Source organism: Streptomyces sp. E2N166, from assembly GCF_003671715.1.
In the GTDB taxonomy this organism is placed as follows: Bacteria; Actinomycetota; Actinomycetes; order Streptomycetales; family Streptomycetaceae; genus Streptomyces; species Streptomyces thinghirensis.
Genome location: NZ_RAIF01000032.1, coordinates 379692 through 380959, shown reverse-complemented (window position 1 = coordinate 380959; position 1268 = coordinate 379692). Strand labels below are relative to the sequence as shown.

Here is a 1268-nt window from a genome sequence, read left to right as displayed (position 1 = left end):
GGTGTGTGCGTGTCCGTGTCCGTGGTGGTGATGGCCGTGCGCGTGCCCGTGTCCGTGCCCCATGAAGATCCTCCTGGATACCGCCGCCGTGCGCGGCTGTGAGGAGGATCGAGGCAGAAGGTGAACGTTTAACGACTCGGAGGTGAGCCGCGGCTGCCGCCCGGCCTGCCCTAGCATGAAACCTAGAAGCCCTAGGAAGCCGGGAAGGTGGCCCATGCCCCGAGCGGGTCTTACGACCGACCGCGTCGTCGCGGCCGCCGCCGACCTCGCCGACGCGACCGGGTTCGAGAGCGTCACCGTCTCCGCGCTCGCCCGGCACTTCGGGGTGAAGGACGCCAGCCTGTACACACACGTCAGGAGCCTCCAGGAGCTGCGCGTCCGGGTCGCGCTGCTGGCCGGCGGCGAGCTGATCGACGAGATCGCGGCGGCGGTGGCCGGCCGGGCCGGGAAGGAGGCGCTGGCCGCCTTCGCGGGCGCCTACCGGGCGTACGCCCTGCGCCACCCCGGCCGCTACGCCGCGACCCAGATCCGCGTCGACCAGTCCCTCGTCGCCGACTCCCCCGCCCTGCGCCGCACCGCCGAGATCACCTACGGCATGCTCCGTGCCTACGGCCTGGCCGAACCCGACCTCACCGACGCGGTACGCCTGCTGCGCAGCACCTTCCACGGCTACTGCGCCCTGGAGGCCGCCGGCGGCTTCGGAGCCCCGCGCGACGTACAGGCGTCCTGGGACAAGGCGGTCGACGCGCTGCATGTGGCGCTGGCGAACTGGCCCCGGGAGCCGGACGGCTCCCGCGGTCACTGACCGTACGGCAGCCCGCCCGCGCGCGGGCGCTTGAACCACTGCGCCGCGACACTCTGGTTGAGCAGGACCACGATGGCGATCGCGCCGAACAGCGGGAGGCCTCCGCCCCCGTTCCCCTGGGCGATCCCGCCGAGCGACATCACGATCTGCACGCTCGCCAGCACGATGGACGCGACCCGCACACCGTTGCCGCCCGTGCCGTACCTGAAGGCGAGGACGAACAGCACCCACCCCATCAGGTTCGTGGCGAAGAGCCGGCCCGCGTCCTCCGCGCCGACACCGGCCCCCCAGATGACCACGACCAGCATCACCAGCCCCGCCATCACCCAGATCAGGATCTGCGCGGCGCGCACACTGCCCGGCATGGCCGGCGGCGGCACGGGGGCGTAGGGGTACGGGGCGCCCGGGTACCCGCCGGGAGCGCCGCCGTACGCGCCGGGGGCGCCGTAGCCGCCGGGAGCAC

The 1268-nt window shown here is 73.3% G+C and carries 2 protein-coding genes; one reads left to right on the top strand and one right to left on the bottom strand.

The window, feature by feature from the left end; all coding sequences use genetic code 11:
• The first annotated feature begins 214 nt into the window (after nucleotides 1-214).
• Nucleotides 215-805, top strand: a complete 591-nt coding sequence (locus EBH09_RS28830; RefSeq protein WP_121749858.1) for a TetR-like C-terminal domain-containing protein — start codon at nucleotides 215-217, stop codon at nucleotides 803-805.
• Here the strand turns inward: EBH09_RS28830 and EBH09_RS28825 are convergent.
• Nucleotides 799-1268, bottom strand: a 470-nt coding sequence (locus EBH09_RS28825; RefSeq protein WP_193776589.1) for a hypothetical protein, incomplete at its 5' end; no start/stop codon positions are given. The two genes, EBH09_RS28830 and EBH09_RS28825, sit on opposite strands and share 7 nt — an antisense overlap.